This window comes from Streptomyces hawaiiensis (assembly GCF_004803895.1).
Taxonomy (GTDB): Bacteria; Actinomycetota; Actinomycetes; order Streptomycetales; family Streptomycetaceae; genus Streptomyces; species Streptomyces hawaiiensis.
In genome coordinates, this window is the sequence record NZ_CP021978.1 from 8,197,088 (window position 1) to 8,216,582 (window position 19,495).

17 protein-coding genes are annotated in these 19,495 nt (G+C 73.6%); 10 read left to right on the top strand and 7 right to left on the bottom strand.

Going from position 1 to position 19,495, the window contains the following annotated elements; genetic code table 11:
• Window positions 1-23 precede the first annotated feature (23 nt).
• The 5 genes from CEB94_RS37195 (at window position 24) to CEB94_RS37215 (ending at window position 5,115) form a co-directional block, all read left to right on the top strand.
• Window positions 24-1,049, top strand: a complete 1,026-nt coding sequence (locus CEB94_RS37195; RefSeq protein ID WP_175436335.1) for a LacI family DNA-binding transcriptional regulator — start codon at window positions 24-26, stop codon at window positions 1,047-1,049.
• Between the two features lie 172 nt (window positions 1,050-1,221).
• Window positions 1,222-2,523, top strand: coding sequence for an alpha/beta fold hydrolase (locus tag CEB94_RS37200; protein ID WP_175436336.1), 1,302 nt, complete (start codon window positions 1,222-1,224; stop codon window positions 2,521-2,523).
• Window positions 2,524-2,573: 50 nt separating this feature from the next.
• Window positions 2,574-3,308, top strand: coding sequence for a PIG-L deacetylase family protein (locus CEB94_RS37205; RefSeq protein WP_175436337.1), 735 nt, complete (start codon window positions 2,574-2,576; stop codon window positions 3,306-3,308).
• Between the two features lie 22 nt (window positions 3,309-3,330).
• The gene (gene sigJ, locus CEB94_RS37210) at window positions 3,331-4,242 is read left to right on the top strand and encodes an RNA polymerase sigma factor SigJ (RefSeq protein ID WP_175436338.1); all 912 of its coding nucleotides are present in this window, start codon (window positions 3,331-3,333) and stop codon (window positions 4,240-4,242) included.
• Between the two features lie 30 nt (window positions 4,243-4,272).
• On the top strand, window positions 4,273-5,115 hold the full coding sequence (locus tag CEB94_RS37215) for a pentapeptide repeat-containing protein (RefSeq protein ID WP_175436339.1): 843 nt from the start codon (window positions 4,273-4,275) through the stop codon (window positions 5,113-5,115).
• Here the strand turns inward: CEB94_RS37215 and CEB94_RS37220 are convergent.
• A complete protein-coding gene (locus CEB94_RS37220; RefSeq protein WP_175436340.1) occupies window positions 5,077-6,573 on the bottom strand; it encodes a cytochrome P450 in 1,497 nt (498 codons plus the stop codon). The two genes, CEB94_RS37215 and CEB94_RS37220, sit on opposite strands and share 39 nt — an antisense overlap.
• Window positions 6,574-6,682: 109 nt before the next feature.
• Here CEB94_RS37220 and CEB94_RS37225 point away from each other — a divergent pair, with 109 nt between their 5' ends.
• Together CEB94_RS37225 and CEB94_RS37230 are read left to right on the top strand one after the other, a co-directional pair.
• On the top strand, window positions 6,683-7,291 hold the full coding sequence (locus tag CEB94_RS37225; RefSeq protein WP_175436341.1) for a TetR/AcrR family transcriptional regulator: 609 nt from the start codon (window positions 6,683-6,685) through the stop codon (window positions 7,289-7,291).
• An 86-nt stretch (window positions 7,292-7,377) separates the two neighbouring features.
• Window positions 7,378-8,106 (top strand): DUF2470 domain-containing protein, encoded by a 729-nt coding sequence (locus CEB94_RS37230; protein WP_175436342.1) that lies wholly within the window; start codon window positions 7,378-7,380, stop codon window positions 8,104-8,106.
• On the opposite strand, the gene CEB94_RS37235 is transcribed toward CEB94_RS37230, so the two are convergent.
• The 5 genes from CEB94_RS37235 to CEB94_RS37255 form a co-directional block, all read right to left on the bottom strand.
• Window positions 8,074-9,267 carry a lactonase family protein gene (locus CEB94_RS37235; RefSeq protein ID WP_175437329.1) on the bottom strand — a complete coding sequence of 398 codons (1,194 nt, stop codon included), beginning with the start codon at window positions 9,265-9,267 and terminating at the stop codon, window positions 8,074-8,076. The two genes, CEB94_RS37230 and CEB94_RS37235, sit on opposite strands and share 33 nt — an antisense overlap.
• A 471-nt stretch (window positions 9,268-9,738) precedes the next feature.
• Window positions 9,739-10,893 carry a hypothetical protein gene (locus CEB94_RS37240; protein WP_175436343.1) on the bottom strand — a complete coding sequence of 385 codons (1,155 nt, stop codon included), beginning with the start codon at window positions 10,891-10,893 and terminating at the stop codon, window positions 9,739-9,741.
• A 45-nt stretch (window positions 10,894-10,938) separates the two neighbouring features.
• Entirely contained in the window at window positions 10,939-12,192 is a 1,254-nt protein-coding gene (locus CEB94_RS37245) for an aromatic acid exporter family protein (protein ID WP_175436344.1), read from the bottom strand.
• Between the two features lie 111 nt (window positions 12,193-12,303).
• Window positions 12,304-12,798, bottom strand: coding sequence for an FBP domain-containing protein (locus tag CEB94_RS37250; RefSeq protein WP_175436345.1), 495 nt, complete (start codon window positions 12,796-12,798; stop codon window positions 12,304-12,306).
• 100 nt (window positions 12,799-12,898) lie between these two features.
• Entirely contained in the window at window positions 12,899-13,477 is a 579-nt protein-coding gene (locus CEB94_RS37255; protein WP_425472561.1) for a PAS domain S-box protein, read from the bottom strand.
• Between the two features lie 221 nt (window positions 13,478-13,698).
• On the opposite strand from CEB94_RS37255, the gene CEB94_RS37260 reads away from it, so the two are divergent.
• From CEB94_RS37260 to CEB94_RS37270, 3 genes are all read left to right on the top strand, one after another.
• Complete coding sequence (locus CEB94_RS37260; protein ID WP_175436347.1) at window positions 13,699-16,881, top strand: cytochrome P450; 3,183 nt, start codon at window positions 13,699-13,701, stop codon at window positions 16,879-16,881.
• Between the two features lie 28 nt (window positions 16,882-16,909).
• Window positions 16,910-17,872 carry a phosphotransferase family protein gene (locus tag CEB94_RS37265; RefSeq protein ID WP_175436348.1) on the top strand — a complete coding sequence of 321 codons (963 nt, stop codon included), beginning with the start codon at window positions 16,910-16,912 and terminating at the stop codon, window positions 17,870-17,872.
• Between the two features lie 150 nt (window positions 17,873-18,022).
• Window positions 18,023-18,298 (top strand): hypothetical protein, encoded by a 276-nt coding sequence (locus CEB94_RS37270; protein WP_175436349.1) that lies wholly within the window; start codon window positions 18,023-18,025, stop codon window positions 18,296-18,298.
• 123 nt (window positions 18,299-18,421) lie between these two features.
• Here the strand turns inward: CEB94_RS37270 and CEB94_RS37275 are convergent, their stop codons facing one another.
• The gene (locus tag CEB94_RS37275) at window positions 18,422-19,432 is read right to left on the bottom strand and encodes an SDR family oxidoreductase (RefSeq protein ID WP_175437330.1); all 1,011 of its coding nucleotides are present in this window, start codon (window positions 19,430-19,432) and stop codon (window positions 18,422-18,424) included.
• Between the last annotated feature and the right edge of the window lie 63 nt (window positions 19,433-19,495).

The window sequence follows — 19,495 nt, forward strand, 5'->3', positions numbered from 1 at the left end:
CTCCCTCTGGAGGTCCCTGCCCGATGGCCCAGTCGGTGGGTATCAAGGACGTCGCCCGCGTCGCCGGAGTCTCCGTCGGCACCGTCTCGAACGTGATCAACCGCCCGGACACGGTCGCGACCGAGACTCGGGCCCGCGTGCTGTCCGCGATAGACCGGCTCGGCTACGTCCGCAGCGAGTCGGCTCGCCAACTGCGCGCGGGCCGCAGCCGCATCATGGGGCTGCTCGTCCTCGACATGGGCAACCCCTTTTTCGTCGACGTGGCGCGCGGCGCCGAGCGCGCCGCCCGGCAGGCCGGACTCGGCGTGATGGTCTGCAACAGCGCCCAGAACCCGGGCGAGGAGGCCGAGTACCTGTCGCTCTTCGCCGAGCAGCGGGTGCGCGGTGTGCTGCTCACGCCCGCCGACGCGACCGGCCGCAACATCGAGGGGTTCCGCCGGCACAACATCCCCTTCGTCCTGGTCGACCGGGTCGCCGAGGGCACCACCGAGTGCTCGGTCTCCGTCGACGACGTCGCGGGCGGCGCCCTGGCCGTACGCCACCTCGTCGACGCCGGGCACCGCTCCCTCGCCTACGTCAGCGGCCCGCCCGGCCTGAACCAGGTCCGTGACCGGCGCACCGGCGCCCTCGAAGCGCTCGCCGAGGCCGGGCTCGGGCCCGACGTGCTGCGCGAACTGCCCACCGAGCGGCTGGACGTCGCCGCCGGCCGCGACGCCGGGGCCCGGCTGCTCGGGCTCGCCGACCGGCCCACCGCCGTGTTCTGCGCGAACGACCTGCTCGCCCTCGGAGTGCTGCAGGCCATGTACGCGGCCGGTGTCGGCGTCCCCGACGACCTCGCCATCGTCGGCTACGACGACATCGAGTTCGCCGCCGCCGCGGCCGTCCCGCTCACCTCGGTCCGGCAGCCCGCCGTCACCATGGGCGCCATGGCCGCCGACCTGCTCCTGGAGGAGACGGAGGAGGAAGGCACGGCGCGAGCGCACGAGCACCGCAGGGTCGTCCTCCAGCCCGAGCTGGTGGTCCGCCGCTCCAGCCTGTCCGCCCGCTAGGTCGTGTCCGCGAAGTCCCGTCGTTCGCCCGCGGGGCAGGCGGGACCTTGCGGACACGGCCTAGGGCTGAACCGCCGTTCAGCAAGGTTTCATGATCGAAGGGCTCACCCGCGGACGATCGCTGTGATGAACTGGGACGCGGTCCGAAAATCCGTCCGTCCCGGGAGCCCTGTTGACCACCAGCTACCGTCAGCCCGGAGTCGTCCTCACCGACCGCCGCTTCACCGTCCCCCTCGACCACGACCGCCCCGAGGACGAGACGATCGAGCTGTACGCCCGCGAAGTCGTGGCGAGCGACAAGGCGCACCAGGACCTGCCGTGGCTGCTCTACCTCCAGGGCGGTCCCGGCTTCGGCGCGGACCGGTCCGTCGGCCGCCCGGGCTGGCTGGGCAGGGCCCTGCAGGAGTACCGCGTCCTGCTCCTCGACCAGCGCGGCACCGGCCACAGCACACCCGCCAACCGCCAGACGCTCCCGCTGCGCGGCGGCCCCGCCGAGCAGGCCGAGTACCTCACGCACTTCCGCGCCGACTCGATCGTCCGCGACTGCGAGGTCATCCGCGCGGAGCTCACCCCCGGCAAGCCCTGGACCGTCCTCGGCCAGAGCTTCGGCGGCTTCTGCGCGACCAGCTACCTGTCCCTGGCCCCCGAGGGCCTGACCACCGCCGTGCTCACCGGCGGCCTGCCCTCCCTCGACGCGCACGCCGACGACGTCTACCGGGCCGCCTTCCCGCGCATCGAACGCAAGGTCACCGCCCACTACGCCCGCTACCCGCAGGACGCCGAGCGCGCCCGCCGCATCGCGGACCACCTGCTTCACCACGACGTGGTCCTGTCCAACGGCTACCGGCTCACCGTCGAGGCCTTCCAGTCCCTCGGCATCGTCCTCGGCACCGGCGACGGCACCCACCGCCTGCACTACCTCCTGGAGAACGCCTTCGTCCGCACCGCGCAGGGCCACACGCTATCCGACGCGTTCCAGGAGCAGGCGCAGGCCATGCTCTCCTACGCCCGGCACCCGTTGTACGCCCTGATCCACGAGTCGATCTACGGCCAGGACGCCCGGCCCACCGGCTGGTCGGCCGAGCGGGTCCGCGCCGAGTTCCCGCAGTTCGACGCCGCCAAGGCCCTCGCGGGGGATGAGCCTCTCCTGTTCACCGGGGAATCGATTCACCCCTGGATGTTCGACTGCGACCCGGCCCTGCGCCCCCTGCGCGAGCCCGCCGACCTGCTCGCCGCCCGCACGAACTGGACGCCCCTGTACGACCCGGCCCGCCTCGCCGCCAACGAGGTACCGGTCGTGGCGGCCGTCTACCACGACGACATGTACGTCGACACGGCCCACTCCCTGCGCACCGCCCGCACGATCCGGGGCTTGCGCACCTGGATCACGGACGAGTTCGAGCACGACGGCATCCGCACCGGCGGGCCCCGCGTCCTCGACCGGCTGCTCGCGCTCGTGCGGGGCGAGGCGTGAAGCCGTGCCGTACGCCCGGTGACGCCGGTGGCGCGGATTAGTCTGCGCACATGACGACCACTCAACTGCAGCCCATGCCCGGCGACTGGCGGCGTGCCCTCGCGGTCGTGGCACACCCGGACGACCTCGAGTACGGCTGTTCGGCGGCGATCGCTGCCTGGACCGACGAGGGCCGCGAGGTCGCCTACGTCCTCGCGACCCGGGGCGAGGCGGGCATCGACACGATCGAGCCCGCGCGGTGCGGGCCGCTGCGCGAGCGGGAGCAGCGGGCGAGCGCGGCGGTGGTCGGCGTGACGGAGGTGGAGTTCCTCGACCACCAGGACGGCGTCATCGAGTACGGCACCGCCCTGCGCCGCGACATCGCCGCCGCGATCCGCCGGCACAGGCCCGAGCTGGTCATCACGCTCAACCACCGCGACACCTGGGGCGGCGTCGCCTGGAACACCCCGGACCATGTGGCCGTCGGCCGGGCCACGCTCGACGCGGCGGGCGACGCCGGCAACCGGTGGATCTTTCCCGAGCTCGTGGAGCAGGGCCTCGACCCCTGGGACGGTGTGCGCTGGGTCGCCGTCGCGGGCTCCAGCGCCCCCACCCACGCCGTCGACGCGACAGCCGGCCTGGAGCGCGCGGTGGCCTCGCTGCTGGAACACCGCAGCTACATCGAGGTGTTGACCGAGGAGGATCCGGAGACCTACGTCCGCCGCTTCCTCACCGGGCACGCCGAGGCCATGGGGGAGCGGTTCGGGGGCAGGCCGGCGGTGACGTTCGAACTGTTCAGCAGATGACCGGCGCACGACGGGGGAGACCATGACGGGCAGCGAGGAACTGGCCGACCGCTTCGAGGAACACCGCGGCCATCTGAAGGCGGTGGCCTATCGCATGCTCGGTTCGCTCTCCGAGGCGGAGGACGCCGTCCAGGAGGCCTGGCTGAAGCTCGGCCGCACCGACGCGGACGACATCCACAACCTCGGCGGCTGGCTCACCACCGTGACCGGCCGGGTCTGCCTGGACCTGCTGCGTTCGCGTACCGCGCGCCGCGAGGAGCCGATGGGCGACACCCAGGACACCGTGCGGGCCTTCGTCCCGGACCCCGTGCTCCGGCCCCTGTCGCACCTCGACCCGGCGGAGGAGGTCCTGCACGCCGACTCCGTGGGCCTGGCCCTGCTCGTCGTGCTGGAGAACCTGGCCCCCGACGAGCGGCTCGCGTTCGTGCTGCACGACATGTTCGCCGTGCCGTTCGACGACATCGCGCCGATCGTGGAGCGCAGCCCGGCCGCGACCCGTCAGCTGGCGAGCCGCGCGCGGCGCCGGGTGCGCGGCGCCACCCCGTCGGCCGAGCCGGACCTCGGCCGGCAGAAGCAGGTGCTCGACGCGTTCCTGGCCGCCTCGCGCGGCGGCGACTTCGAGGCGCTGCTCGAAGTGCTGCACCCGGATGTGGTGCTGCGGGCCGACTCGGGGGCTCTCGTGCGGGGCGCGGCCGCGTCCAAGGTCGTCCAGGGCGCGAAGGCGGTGGCGGAACGGGCGCTCATGTTCGCCCGGTACGCGCAGGCCGCGCAGCTGGTGCTGGTCAACGGCTCGGTCGGGGTCGTCCACGCGCCCGAGGGCCGCGTGCAGTCGGTCATGGGCGTCACGATCACCGACGGCCGCATCACCGGCATGTACATCCTGGCCGACCCCGAGCGGCTGGAGCGTCTGGAGGCACCGGGGCTCACCTGGTGACGGGAACTCACCCGTCGCTTTTCGTTTCGTATGCTGAACGGCATGCGAGATCACCAGGCTGAGCAGGCGGACCTGCGCGGCGACTGCGAGCGGTGCTTCGGGCTGTGCTGCGTCGCCCTGCCCTTTGCCGCGTCGGCCGACTTCGCGGTCGACAAGGCCGCCGGCACGCCCTGCCGCAACCTCCAGGACGACCACCGCTGCGGCATCCACGCCAGGCTCCGGCAGAAAGGGTTCTCCGGCTGTACGGTCTACGACTGCTTCGGCGCCGGGCAGCAGGTCTCGCAGGTCACCTTCGGCGGCCGGGACTGGCGCACCGGACCGCCGGAGCAGGTCCGCCGCATGTCCGAGGTGTTCCCCGTCGTCCGGCAACTGCACGAGCTGCTGTGGTACCTGACCGAGGCGCTCACCCTGCCGGCGGCCCGTCCCGTCCACGCCGGGCTGCGCGCGGCGCTGGAGAAGACCGAGGAACTGACCGGCGGGACCCCCGAGGAGCTCGCCGGGCTGGACGTGGCGGCGCACCGCCAGGAGGTCAACGTCCTGCTGCTGAGGACGAGTGAGCTGGCCAGGGCCGGCATCAAGGGCCGCAGGAAGGACCGCCGGGGCGCGGACCTCATGGGCGCCCGCCTCAAGGGCGCCGACCTGCGCGGTGCCGGCCTCCGCGGCGCCTACCTCATCGCCGCCGACCTCACCGGCGCGGACCTGCGGGGCGCCGACCTGATCGGTGCCGACCTGCGCGACGCGGACCTCACGGACGCCGACCTGACCGGTGCGTTCTTCCTCACCCAGCCGCAGCTGAACGCGGCCCGGGGGAGTGCCGGGACCCGGCTGCCCGGGTCAGTCACCCGCCCCGGGCACTGGACAGCGCAGCTCTGAGGCCGGCTCCCGTACCGCCGTGCGGCGTTCCGGGCGCAGCCGCAGGCCCTCCGGCATCAGCGTCAGCCGCTCCGTCACGCCGAGCCGATAGGCCGGGTCGGCCCGCAGCTCGTAGCGCCGCAGCAGCAGCCCGAGCACCAGCGTGGCCTCGTGCAGCGCGAACTGGCGCCCGATACAGGCCCGCGCCCCCGTCCCGAACGGCTTGAAGGTGTGCGGGGGCCGGGACCGTACGGCCTGTGCGTCGAAGCGGTCGGGGTCGAACCGCTCCGCGTCCGCGCCCCATACCTCGGGGTCCCGGTGCAGCATCGGCGTCAGCACCAGCGCCCACGCCCCGCGCCGCATGGGATGCTCCCCGGCCAGCACCGTGTCCACCCGGGCCTCCCGGGAGAACGCGGGCGCGGTGGGCCACAGCCGCAGCGACTCGTCCAGCACCCGGCGGACGTAGCGCAGCCGGGCCACCTGCTCGTAGGCGGGCTCCGCTGTGTCTCCCCACACCCGGTCCACCTCGGCGCGGGCCCGGGCGGCGACCTCCGGGTGCCGGGAGAGGTAGTGCAGGGCGAAGGAGAGCGCGCCGGACGTGGTCTCGTGGCCCGCGACGAGAAACGTGATGACCTGACGGCGGACGTTCTGCGGGGTCAGCCGTTCCCCGGTGCCGGGATGAGCCGTCTCCAGCATCCGGTCGAGCAGATCACCCTCGCCGCCACCGGTGGTCCGCCGGGCCCGGACCAGTTCGTCGACCGTGTGGTCGAGGTGGGCGATGTCGGCCGCGTTGCGGCGGCTCGCGCTCCGCAGCAGCAGCGGAGCCAGCGGGAACGGGACGGTGTTGAGCCGCTGCGCGTAGGTCAGCGTGCCCACCATCGCCGTCACGAAGGGGTGCGGCCGGGAGCGTTCGAACGAACCGAAGTCGTGCCCGAAGCCGGTGCGCGCGATCGTCTCCAGCGTCAGCTTGGTCATGTCGCCGGGCACGTCCACCGCCCGGCCCGTCGCCGCCGCCCGGTCCCAGTGCTCCGTCAGCCGCCGCGCGACGGACAGCATCATCGGGTGGTATCCGGCCATGGCATCGCGGCTGAACCCCGGCGCGAGGACATCGTGGGCCAGCTGCCAGTTCGGCTCGTGGTTGTACGCCGTGAACAGGCCGTCCCCGGCGACCGGCCGCAGATTGGCCACGCCGAGTCCCACGTGCTTGGCGAAGCGCGACTCGTCCGCGAGGTCTGCGGCGTGCCGGGCGCCCCACACGAACACGAACTCCTTGCCGAACGCCTTCCGCCGGAACACCGGCCCCAGCCGGCGGGCGTAGCGCATCGAGTCCTGCAGGGGAGTGCGCCGGTTCACGCCCAGCACGTCACCGAGCAGCGGGACCCGGCGCGGCGGATGCGGAATGCGGTCCAGCTCCGGCCAGCCCAGCTCGGCACTCCGGAACCCCCTGGGCTCCCCGGTCCGTGCCGACGCCTCCGTCATGACGCGATCTCCCTTGATCCGGCGGCGGGTTCGCACGTGTTGTACATGGGTTCAATAGTGCGGTTCAGTCTGGTCCCGTTGTTGAACCGACGTCAAGTAAAGTGCGGGCATGGCCGCGAACCAGGGCGGGCGCCCGCGCCGCCGGCTCAGTACCGAGGAGCGCCGGGAGCAGCTTCTGTCGGTCGGGGCGCGACTGTTCTCCGAGAGCCCCTACGACGACGTGTGGATCGAGCAGGTCGCCGAGATCGCCGGGGTGTCGCGCGGGCTGCTGTACCACTACTTCCCGACCAAGCGGGACTTCTTCGCGGCGGTCGTCGAGCGCGAGAGCGAGCGGATGCTGCGTATGACGGCGGCGGTGCCCGGCCTCCCGGTCCGCGAGCAACTCGCGGCAGGTCTTGAGACGTTCCTGGAGTACGTCCAGGCGCACGCGCACGGTTATCGCGCCTTCCATCGCGCCGACGCGGCCGGGGACCAGGCGGTGCGGCGGGTCTATCAGCGGGCGCTGGCCGCGCAGGAGCGGCAGATCCTCGCCGCGCTCGCCGCGGACCCCGAGTTCGGCCCGGCCTTCGAGGAGCGGCCGGAGGTCCGGCTGGCCGTACGCGGCTGGCTGGCGTTCACCACGGCTGTATGTCTGGAGTGGCTGCGCGGCACGGAGTTGGGCCGGGAACAGGTGCGTGAGCTGTGCGCCCGCGCCCTGTTGGGCGTCCTCACTCCCTGAAAAGCTCTCGCGAAGAGCACGTGACGTGGTTGGCGTGCACCCCGATCTTCGGTAGGTTAGGTGAGGCTTACCTAAGGAGGTCTGGGATGGGTGACGACAGCCACAGCTGGACGGCGGCTCCCGCCGCGGCGGAGCGGGCCCGCACGGTGCTCGCCGCCGCGTGGTCCTGCTCCGTGACCGCGGAGGGCACGCGGGAGGAGCTGGTCGGCGCGCACACCGTGGGCGAGGACGGCCGGGTGCTCGTGGAGGTGCCCGAGGACAGCGCCCTGCTCGCGGCCGCGATCTGCGCGCCCCGCGGCGAGCCGTCCGCGGTGCTGGAGTTCGCCGACGTCGCGCCCGTCCCGGTCCGCGACCGGGTCCGCGCCCGCCTGTGGCTCGCGGGCTGGTTCGCCGTCGACGGGGACAGGCTCGTCTTCACGCCCACCCGCGTGGTGCTGCGGCAGCCGTCCGGAGCCGTGGTCGTGGACCTCGACGAGTTCGCCGCCGCCGTGCCCGACCCGCTCACCACGGCCGAGGCCCGCCTGCTGACCCACCTCGCCGACTGCCACGCCGACGCCGTCGAGCGGCTCACCCGGCTCGTCGACTCCGGCAGTCTGCACGGCGCCGTCCGCGTCCAGCCGCTCGCCGTCGACCGGCACGGACTGACGCTGCGCATCGAACGGGCCCGCGCCCACGGCGACGTACGCCTCGCGTTCCACGCGCCCGCCGACGACGTCGCGCAGCTCACCGAACGCATGCACATCCTGCTCAGCCAGGCGAGCGCCGCGTCGTGCCCGGGGGCCCTACAGCGGCAGCGCGCAGACGGCGACGGGTGAGGGGAACGATTCGCCCGCGCGGCGCAGTTCGCCGTTCGCCTCGTCCACGTGGAACACGGTGACGGTGGAGGACTTCTGGTTCGCCGCGAACAGCAGCGTGCCCTCCGGCGAGAAGGCGATCTGCCGCGGGAAGTCCCCGCCCACCGGCACCGTGTCGAGCAGCCTGAGCCGGGCGCCGTCCGCCTCGACGGCGTACCGGGTGAGGCTGTTGTGGCCGCGGTTGGCGAGATAGGCGTACCGGCCGTTAGCGGTCACCAGGATCTGCGCCGGGTAGCTCGTACCCGAGCCCGTGCCCGTGGACTGCGCCTCGCCGACGGTCACCCGGCCGGAGGCCTTGTCGTACGAGCAGACCGCCACCGTGTCGTCGACCTCGTTGGCGAGGTACGCGTACCGGCCGCCCGGGTGGAACGTGAGGTGGCGCGGCCCCGCGCCCGGCCGGGTCCGCGCCTGCGCGACCTCGGTGAGCGTGCCCGCCTTCTCGTCCAGCCGGTACGTGTAGACGGTGTCCGTCCCCAGGTCGACGGCGAGGACGTGACCCCCGTCCGGGCTCGTGACGAACTGGTGGGCGTGCGGGCCCTCCTGGCCGGGGCCGGGCGGCGGACTGGTGTGCCGGACGAGGTCGGTGCGCTCACCGAGGGCGCCCGAGGCGTCGATGGGATGCACGGCCACGCTGCCCGAGCCGTAGTTCGCGCTGAGCAGCCAGCGCCCACCCGGGTGGACCGACAGATGGCAGGGGGCCGCGCCTCCGGTGCTCCGGCTGCCCAGGACCTTCCCGTCGGCCGGCCGGACGGCGGTCACGGCACCGTCGTCGCGCTCGTCCACCGCGTACAGCGTGCGGCGGTCCGGGTGGAGCGCGAGATACGACGGGTCGCCGACGCCGGTGATCGTGCCGGTGCCGGTGATCCGGCCCGTCGCCGCGTCGTACGTGGCCAGGCCGATGCCCTTGCCGCCGCCCTCGACGGATGTGTAGGTACCGAGGAAGAGCGGGCGGGGGCCGGAGGGGCGGCGGGCCTCGCGGGACGGGCTCGTACTCGCCTCGGGCTCCGGGGCCGGAGTGTTCGTGGGCGCGGTCGTGTCGTCGCAGGCCGGCAACGCCGCCGCGGCGGCCCCACCCGCCAGCGCACCGACGAACCGGCGCCTGCTCCAGCCACCACTGTCCATGTCGCCCCTCAGGTCGTCACTCGTCCCCGTCGTGACAGCCACCTTGGCGTGTCCCGTCCACCGGGTGCAACAACGGCAGCCGGTGTTGCGCGAGGCGCAACGGGTCGTGACGGCCTGACAGCCCCCGTCCGCGACGCGTCCCGGCCGGCTGTCAGCGCCCTCCGCGACCTGGCCGGCTGCCAGGCACCTCCGCGACCTGGGGTCCTCGGCTGCCGGTCCTCGTCCGTCACGCGCCCCGGCCGGCTGCCCGCCCCCTCCGTGACGTGGCGTCGTGGGCTGGCCGTCCTGGTCGTGTCCGTGACGTGCCGTCGTGGGCTGGCCGTCCTGGTCGTGTCCGTGACGTGCCGTCGTGGGCTGGCCGTCCTGGTCGTGTCCGTGACGTGCCGTCGTCGGCTGCCTGTCCTCGTCCCGTCCGCGACGCGCTTCCGCCGCCTACCAGTCCTCGTCCCGTCCGTGACGCGCTTGCGCCCGCTACCAGTCCCCGTCCTCGACCGGCTTCCCCGGTGCGTCCTTGAGCTGCTGTGTCTGCCCCGGCGTGGGCGGTTGCCAGGGCTCGTGGTCGTCGCCGAGCCAGTCGCCGACCGGCTTCACGGACCGGAGAGGGTCCGTGGGGGCCAGGTCCTGCGCGTCCTCGTCGTAGTAGTCGAACCAGGGCAGGCCCGCGCGGGTGTACGCGGCCCGGTCCACCGGCGAGGGCGGCGCGGCCTCGCCGGTGATGCGGTGCCACTCCGGCGGCGTCACCAGGTGCACGAAAACCCGGCCCGCGGGCTGCTCCGACCAGTCCGTGAGGGGCCGGTCGTCCTGGTAGACCTCCTGCCGCATGGAACCGCCGACGCCCAGACCCATCGCGGCGGCCGCGCGGGGCGGGCTCGCCGGAGCGGCACCGGCGGCGGGCGCCGGGACCGCTCCGGGCGCGGACGGGGCCGCCATGGGCATGGCGGCGCCGAAGCCGCCGGACGCGGGCGGTGCCGCCATGGGCATCGCGGCACCGAAACCGCCGGACGCGGCGGTTGGCAGGCCGCCCGGCATCGCGGCGCCGTACCCACTCGGCGGCGGCATCGCCCTCGTCCGCTCCGCCCGCTGCCGCTCCTCCTCACGCCACCGCGCCAGCTCCCGGTCGTTCAGCGCGAAGGACCGCAGCTGTACGCCGCCCCACACCTCCTCGCCCGTGACCTGCCCCTCGACGGTGGCGCCCAGGCCGAGCGGGACGGCCACGAACTGACGGACCGTGCCCGTGCCGGAGTTGATGCCGTCCAGCCAGGGCTGGCGGGGGAGCACCACATAGTTCTGCGGGTCGTGTGCCAGGCGGTCGCTCCAGGGCCGGCCCGAGACCGCGCACACCTTGCCGACCCCCACCTGGAGCGCGGCCGGCTCCGAGGTGCCCGCGAAGCTCAGCCACATCGCCTCGCGCAGATACACCGGGAGCATCACACCGCCGCGCGCCCGCCACGCCTCGGGAACCCTGTCCCCGTAGTCCGCGACCCGCCGCACCGGGAACTCGCCGAGGCCCGGCGGCAGCGGATGGGTGCCGGTCTCCGGCAGGCGCAGGGTGCGGATGAACCGCACGGCGACCCCGCCCGGCAGCCGCAGTGTGTTCCCGTCGATCCGCACGGTCGTGTCGGCCATCGGCCCGCTCCTCGCCTCATGTGCCGGCCCCCTGCCGGCGTTCCCTCAGCGAGAACGCTCGCCGAACCCCGCGCGGTTCCGCCACAACTGCTCCGTGACGCCCAGCCGCTCCCGCAGCCGCGTCAGCCGGGGCATCCGGGCGCGCTGCTCGCGCGACACACGGTCCAGTTCCTCGAACAGGCGCCGGGTGCGGTGTTCGGTGTCGAGCTCGTCGAGGATGCGGTTGACCTCCGTCAGGACGGCTCCGGGAAGCTGCCAGTGCCGGAGGTCGCGCTCGGCCTCCTCACGCAGCAGCAGGGCCAGCTTGTCGCGGGTGCCCGCCGCGGTGCGCAGTTCCGCGGCGAGACGTTCCTCCGCCGACTCGGCGCTCGCACTGAGGTGCGTGGTGACCAGCACCGCGAAGCTCACCACGGCGTCGGCGATCTCGGACAGCAGCTGCTGCAGGGCGGCGCCCGTCTCGGGCTCGAACAGCGGCTCGGGTTCGCGCTCCTTCGCGAGGTCGGTGAGGGAGCGGGCGAGCACGCGCAGGACGACCGTGCAGATCTCCAGCGTGTCCAGGCCGGTGCGCATCACGACCCGGTGCAGCACGCTGTCCTGCACGCGCGGGTTGAGCCGCAGACTGTCCTCGGCCTGCCGTAGGGCCGCGTCCACCTCGACGATGTCGTGGTCCAGGCGGCGCGCCTCGTGCAGCTGCTTCTCCGCGCGGTGCACCGGCGTGCCGTCGGCGGCCTCCTCGCCCATGCGCAGCATCAGCTGCCGCAGCCGGCGCGCCAGCCCCTCGATGGACTCGCCCGCCTCCTCCACCCACACCGGCGGAGCCAGCAGCAGGTTGCAGGCGAGCCCGACGACCGCCCCGATCAGCGTCTCCACCACCCGGGCCCAGGCGGTGTCCCCGACGGTGGTGACGCCGAGGACGAGCATCGCGCTGATCGCGACCTCGGGTACGTACTCCTCCACCCGGACCAGCCGGCCCACGGCCAGCGAGGCCACCAGGAGCAGCGCCAGGCTCCACCAGGTCAGGCCCACCAGCAGACTGAACGCGATGGCGACGAGGACGCCGGTCACCACGGCGTTCACCCGGCGGAAGCCGTTGGTGATGGTGGCGTACAGCGTCACCTGGACGACCAGCAGTGCCGTCAGGGGAGCGGTGAGAGGTGCCGGCTCGGGGCTCAGCCGCAGCGCGATGACGTACGCGATCGTCGCCGCGATCGCGGACCGCAGCGTCTGGACGACCACGGGATCGCGACGCTTCCTCGCGATCCGCCCGGCGTGCGCCGTCCACTCACGTACCTCTCTCATCCTCGGGCTGTTCCCCTTCCCCGGCGTATCGAACGCATCCATGATCACATCCATGAAGGACGCTCATGAAGGACGGTAGTGCCGGGGCACACCACGGGCGACCGAGGGGGCTCAGGCGGACACCTTGTCGAGGAAGGCGGCCAGCTGGTTCGTGGTCCGCTCGATCTGCTCCTCCAGCGTGAGGCTCTCCTCGAACCGGGCCCCGGTCTCCAGCGCCTTCTTCCCGCGCAGGTAGAGGGAACAGGCGAGGTCGGTGCACATGTACGCACCGACGGAGTTGCCCTCGCGCCCGGCCGGCCCCGCCTTGCGGGCGGTCATCAGGGAGACCCCGCCCCGCGGGTGCGTCGTCAGGCACAGGGAACACATGCTGCGGTGCAGGAACCCGCGCCGCGCGGCCTGGAACCGCATCGCGACCCCGACGAGCCGTCCTTCCCGCTCCGTCACCAGGTAGCTCCGGTCGGGCGCCCCCGGGTCACGCCACCCCAGGAAGTCGAGATCGTCCCAGGGCCGCTCGCCGAGGTCCCGGGGCACGGCCAGGCGCTTGGCCTCGCCCTTCGAGCAGTTGATGAAGGAGGCGCGGATGTCCTGCTCGGTGAGCGGCTGCACGGGAGGGCTCCTGGGGGCGTCGTCGTGAAACCTAGGGGTCCTAGGTTTGCGGGCCAGGTCAGGTTAGACAGTCGCGTCGCGGGGGGCGACCGGATTTCCGTCAGGCCTTGTCGCCCGGGACGCCCGGCGGCCACACCTCGGGGGTCAGCACCCCCAGCGCGTACGCCCGGGCCACCAGTTCCGTGCGGTTGGAGGCGCCCCAGCGGGACGACAGGCGGCGCAGATGGTAGGTCACGCCGTCCGTGGTGAGGGCCGTCTCGCGGGCCGTCCGGGCCGTGGTGGCGCCTGCGGCCAGAAGCGCCAGGATGCGGGCCTCCATCGGGGTGACGAGGGCCTGTTCGCCGGGCGCGGTGGGGGAGGGGACGCGCTCGGCGTCCACCCGGAGCATCACCAGCAGGGCCGGGGTGTCCTCCACCGTGTCGCTGACCGGATCCGCCGTCAGTTCGCCGTAGCGCTCCACGCCGCCGGGGGCCCGCCAGCGCACCGACACCTGGTAGCGCGAGCGGTGGCGCAGGCGCAGGGCCTCGGCGATGCGCTCCACCTGCGTGGCCTCCCGCGGGCTGAACAGGTCCAGCACGTCACGGCCGCGCAGCCGCCCCGGTGTCGTACCGCACTCGGCGGCCATCGCCGGATTGGCCAGCAGCACCGCCCCGTACACATCGCACACCGCGACCGGCATCGCGACCCGGTCGAACAGGAGCAGGGCACGGTTGCGCCACGTCACGGCCTCCTGCCGGGCCAGTTCCACGAGCCTCTCCTGCCATGCCGGGCCACTCCCGCGCAAGAGCGGCGCGTCTGCTCCCACTACACAATCATGTAGGGCGGCGGTACTGCTCTGCGGGCCCGGTGGATCACGCTGGAGCGCAGTACTTCCGTACCGCGAAAGGCAGTTGCCGCGTCATGCCCCCCACCGGACAGCCTCCCCTGACCGACGACACCCTCCCCGGCGTCCCCGTCGCCGACATCTCCGCCACCGGACCCGGCGGTGCGCCCGTCCAGCAGGCCATGGATCTGATGCGCGAGCACGGGCCCGTGTTCGTGCGGCGGCTGCACGGGCGGGACACCCTGTTCGTGGGCGACCTCGATCTCGTGGCCGACCTCGCGGACGAACAGCGGTTCGCCAAGCACATCGGGCCCGGTCTGGAGAACGTCCGCGAGTTCGCGGCCGACGGCCTGTTCACCGCGTACAACGACGAACCCAACTGGGCCAAGGCGCACGACATCCTGATGCCTGCCTTCGCGCTGGGCTCGATGCGCACCTACCACCCGGTGATGCTGAAGGTGGCCCGCCGGCTCATCGCGTCCTGGGACCGCGACGCCCGCGCCGGGCAGCCGGTGAACGTCCCCGACGACATGACCCGCATGACGCTCGACACCATCGGACTCGCCGGCTTCGGCTACGACTTCGGTTCCTTCGAACGCGCCGAGCCGCACCCCTTCGTCGAGTCGATGGTCCGCTGCCTGGAGTGGAGCATGACCCGCCTGGCGCGCGTCCCGGGCCGGGACTACTCCGAGCAGGACGCGGCCTTCCGCGACGACTCCGCCTACCTCGCCCGGGTCGTCGACGACGTCATCGCCGCCCGCACCGGCACCGACCAGAGCGCCGCCGACGACCTCCTCGGGCTGATGCTCACCGCCGAGCACCCGGCCGACGGCACCACACTCGACACCGCCAACATCCGCAACCAGGTCATCACCTTCCTGATCGCCGGCCACGAGACGACCTCCGGCGCCATGTCCTTCGCGCTGTACTACCTCGCCAAGCACCCCACCGCGCTCCAGCTGGTGCGGCGCGAGGCCGACGCGCTGTGGGGCGACCAGGCCGACCCCGAGCCGACGTACGACGAGGTCGGCAGGCTGACCTACACCCGCCAGGTGCTCAACGAGGCGCTCCGGCTCTGGCCCACGGCCGCCGTCTTCTCCCGGCAGGCCCGCGAGGACACCCTGCTCGGCGGCCGCATCCCGCTGCGCGCCGGGCAGTCAGCCCTGGTCCTCACGCCGATGCTGCACCGGCAGCCCGTGTGGGGCGACAACCCCGAGCTGTTCGACCCCTCCCGCTTCACGCCCGAGGCGGAGGCGGAGCGCCCGGTGCACGCCTTCAAGCCGTTCGGCACCGGCGAGCGCGCCTGCATCGGGCGGCAGTTCGCGCTGCACGAGGCGACCATGCTGCTGGCCATGCTCGTCCACCGCTACCGGCTGAACGACCACGCCGACTACCGGCTCACGGTCAAGGAGACCCTCACACTCAAGCCCGAGGGCTTCACCCTCGCGCTGACCCCGCGCACCGCCGCCGACCGGGTCCACACGCCGCTGCCCGGAGCCGCCCCGGCCCAGGACACCGAGTCGGCCGAGCCGCAGGGCCTGCCCGCCCGCGTCCGCCCCGGCACCGCCGCCCTCTTCCTGCACGGCAGCAACTACGGCACCTGCCGCGACTTCGCCGGCCGGCTCGCCGACGAGGCCGCCGCGATCGGCTGCGACACCGAGGTTGCGCCCCTCGACACCTACGCGGGCGGCCTGCCCACCGACCGGCCCGTCGTCATCACCGCCGCCTCCTACAACGGCCGCCCCACCGACGACGCCATGGCGTTCGCCGCCCGGCTGGAGGAGACCCACGACCTGTCCGGCGTGACGTACGCCGTCCTCGGCGTCGGCGACCGCAACTGGGCCGCCACCTACCAGCACGTCCCCACCCGGATCGACGAGCGGCTCGCCGCGTCCGGCGCCGGCCGCCTGCTGGAGCGCGCCGCCGCCGACGCCTCCGGCGACCTCACCGGCACCGTCCGCGCCTTCACCGCGGCCCTGCGCACCGCCCTCCTGGAGCGCTACGGCGACCCGGACGCCACGACCCCGGCCCCCGAGCCCGTCGCCGCCTACGAGGTCCGCACCCTGACCGGCGGCCCGCTGGACGCCTTCGCCGAACGGCACGGCCTCGTCCCCATGCGCGTCACCGAGGCCCGCGACCTCACCGCGCCGGGCTACGCGCGCCGCAAGCGGTTCGTCCGCGTCGCGCTGCCGGACGGCGCCCGCTACCGCACGGCCGACCACCTCACCGTGCTCCCCGCCAACGCCCCGGATCTCGTCACCCGCGCCGCCACCGCGCTCGGCGCCGACCTCGACACCGTCCTGGACATCCGCCCCACCCGTCCGCGCCGCGACGGCATCGCCGTGGACCGGCCCGTGACGGTACGGCAGCTCCTCACCCACCACGTGGAGCTGCAGGAGCGCCCGAGCGCCGGGCAGCTGGCCGCACTCGCCGCCGCCAATCCCTGCCCGCCGGAGCGCATCGCCCTGGCCGCCCTCACCGACGACCCGCGCACCCTCGTGGAGATTCTGGAGGACCACCCGGCGCTGCGGGGCGCCCTGGACTGGCCGCGGCTCCTCGACCTCCTCACCCCGCTGCGCCCGCGCCACTACTCCATCTCCTCCTCGCCCGCCCTCGACCCCGGCCATGTGGACCTGATGGTGTCGCTGCTGGAGGCGCCCGCCCGCTCCGGCAGGGGCGTCTACCGGGGTACCGGCTCCGGCCACCTCACCACCGTCGAGCCCGGCGACACGGTGTACGCGCGCGTGCAGCCCTGCCGGGAGGCCTTCCGCATCGACGTCACCGGCGACCCGGCACCGGTCGTCATGGTCGCGGCGGGCACCGGCCTCGCCCCGTTCCGCGGTGTCATCGCCGACCGCACGGCGGCCCTCGCGGCCGGCACCGGCCTCGCCCCGGCCCTGTGCTACTTCGGTTGCGACGCCCCCGACGCGGACTTCCTGCACGCCGACGAACTGCGCGCCGCCGAGGCCGCCGGAGCCGTCTCCCTCCGCCCGGCCTTCAGCGAGACCCCAGAGGGCGAGGTGCGGTTCGTGCAGCACCGGATCGCCGCCGAGGCCGAGGAAGTCTGGGCCCTGCTGGACGCCGGAGCGCGGGTGTACGTCTGCGGAGACGGTTCCCGAATGGCGCCCGGGGTGCGGGAGGCGTTCCGTACGCTGTTCCGCAAGCACGCGCCGGATGCCGACGAGGCCGCCGCCGAGCAGTGGCTCGACGGGCTGATCGCGGACGGGCGCTACATCGAGGACGTGTACGCGGCCGGCTGACCGGCGGCAGGGGAGGGGTGGGCACACGGTGGTGGACTCATGGGAACGGGCCCGGCACATCCTTCAGGCGGCGGGCCTGGACCCCGGCCGCCTCACCCACCTCGCCCCGCTGACCGGCGGCACATACAACACCGTCGAGGAGCTCCGCCTCACCGACGGCAGCCGCTATGTGCTCAAGATCCCGCCCGCCGCGGCCGTCCCCGGTATGCGGCACGAAAAGCGGCTGCTCGTCTCCGAGGCCGAGTTCTACCGCTCGGCAGCGCGGGTCGGGGTCCCCACACCGCGGCAGGCGCTCGCTGGGGAGGACTTCCTGCTGATGACTGCCGTCCCGGGCGACCCGTGGGACGGCACCCTCACCGACACGGAGCAGACCGCCCTGCGCGCGGAGCTGGGGCGCCAGGTGGCCCGCCTGCACCGCGTGACCGGCCCCGGCTTCGGCTACCCCTCCGGCGCCCTCGGCCCGCTCGCCCCCGACTGGCGGACCGCGTTCACGGCGATGTTCGACGCCGTCCTCGACGACGCCCGACGCTACGGGGCCCGGCTGCCCCGCCCCGTCGACGCGGTGGCCCGTACCGCCGCGTCCGCGTACGGCGCCCTCGACGAGGTCACCGACCCGTGTCTCGTCCACTTCGACCTGTGGCGGGGCAACATACTCGTCGACCGCCCGGACGGCCGGGCCCGCATCGGGGGCCTCATCGACGGGGAGCGCATGTTCTGGGGCGATCCACTGGCCGACTTCGTCTCCCTGGCGCTGCTCGGCGACATCAGGGAGGACGAGGAGTTCCTGGCGGGCTACCGCGAGGCGGGCGGCCGGGCCCGCTTCGACGCCCCGGCCCGCCTGCGCCTCGCCCTGTACCGCGCCTACCTGTACCTGATCATGCTCATCGAGACGGTTCCCCGTGAAGCCGGTGAGGAGCATCAGCGGTGGGTGCGGGAGAGGGTCGACCCGGAACTCGTCGCGGCCCTGGACGAGATCGAGCGGGGTTCCTGACCCTCCCGGCGGACGCGGGTCGGCTCACGTCGTGAAGCAAGGGGTGGAGGAACATCGCGCCACGCCTTCAGGAGCGGACACCGCGCTGAGGTTTCGCCGATCACCGCGGAGGTACTCGCGTGGCGCCCGGACCACAGAAGGGAGCGCGCCGTGACCGACCACCGCCTCGAAGGACCCGGCGAGAACGGTGACCCCATCCCGCGGGACATGCCGGACCAGCAGGCCGACGACGGCGAGGACCCGTGGGAGGTCGCCCCGCGCTTCACGGGCTCCGGTGAGAACGACCAGCACAAGGGCGACGACGAGACCGACGAGCCCGCCGATGACGTCCCCGACACGGACGAAGCGGGGACGGGCCGGCAGGGAGCACCGCGCTCGGGAACGGTTCACCCCGAGCACCCGGTGCCGGACGAGCCCTCCGCCTGAGGAGGGCATCCCACCGAGGGCCGCAGCCGGCTGTGGGGGTCGGCTGCGGCCCTCGGGCATGTCCCCGGCCGCTCGTGCGGCGCGCCCGGGGGGCCGCGGGGCCTCCCGGGCGGCTCGCCCGGATCAGCCCACCTTGCGTCCCCGCAGCGGCTCCGTCCGCGCACCCGCGCCCTGCTGGAGGCCCTGCAGGAACTCCTCCAGCACCTCGGGAGCCGTGTGCTCCGGCCGCCAGCCGAGCTCCGTGCGCGCACGCGTCGAGTCCATCAGCGGCAGTCGCAGCACCGCGTCGAACAGGTGCGGAGAGGCAGGCAGCAGATGCAGGCCCCAGGCGGCGGCGATCGCCGACCTGGCCGCACTGCGCGGCAGCCGCACCGGACGCGCGTCGAACATCTCGCCCAGCAGCCGCGCGTCCACCGGCGGGTCGGCCGCCAGATTGAAGGCGCCCCGGACATCGGAGTGCAGCGCGAGGCGGTACGCGTTCGCCGCGTCGTCCGTGTGCAGCGCCTGCACCCGCAGCCCCGGGATGTCGGGCAGGAAGGGCAGCAGCTCCGGGCGGGCCAGCGGCCCGGGCAGGAAGCGGCCGCCGAAGATGCGGCGCTGCTCGCTCGCGGACTCCCGCTGGAACAGGAAGGCGGGCCGCATCCGCACCACCCGCGTTTCGGGACGGTCGCGCTCGAACGTGTCCAGCGCCCGCTCCAGATAGGCCTTCTCCCGGCAGTACGCGGCGTCCGGCCAGCCGTGCGTCGGCCACGACTCGTCCACCGCCTCGTCCTTCGGGCCGGGCGAGTACGCGCCGACCGACGAGGCGTGCACCAGCGTCGGCACTCCGGCTGCCGCCACCGCCTCGAAGACACGCACACTGCCGAGTACGTTGGTGCGCCAGGTCGCGGCCGGGTCGTGCGTCGGCTGGAACGCCCAGGCCAGATGGACCACCGCGTCCGCGTCCGTGAACCGCTCCACCAGCTCGGACCGCTCGGACGCCAGATCGACGGCGGCCCAGTCCGTCTTCGGCGGGGACCAGTCGGGGATCCGCCGGGCCAGGCCCAGTACGGAGGCGACCTGCGGGTCCTCCGACAGCAGGCGCACCACACTGGTGCCCACGTTGCCGGTGGCACCCGTGACGACGACCTTCATGCCCGTTCCGCTGCTCACCTCGTGCTCCTCTCGGCCGCGTGGTTCCGTGAGAGGTGACCGAGT